We start from the raw sequence: 298 nt of genomic DNA on the forward strand, positions 1-298 counted from the left end.
CTACCGTTGGTCTCGCTAAGCGCTCTCGAGCACGTTCTAAAAGTAAGTGAGCTAAGCCCGTAATATCTTTTCCTCGCTCTCTTAATGGAGGGAGGCGAATTTGAACAACATTGAGTCGATAATATAAATCTTCACGGAATTGGCCGGTACGGGACAAAGACTTTAGATTTCTATGTGTTGCTGCAATTAAGCGCACATCGACTTTTTTAGAGCTGATGGAGCCAACTCGTCTTATTTCTCCTTCTTGTAGAACGCGAAGTAATCGAGCCTGAGCATCAAGGGGTAGCTCACCGATTTC

Annotated in this window: 1 protein-coding gene; it reads right to left on the minus strand. The window is 45.0% G+C overall.

Going from position 1 to position 298, the window contains the following annotated elements; translation table 11 throughout:
- A partial coding sequence (locus tag A3762_RS07035) for a sigma 54-interacting transcriptional regulator (RefSeq protein WP_197469109.1) occupies positions 1–298 on the minus strand: 298 nt, incomplete at both ends.

This window comes from Oleiphilus sp. HI0125 (assembly GCF_001635355.1).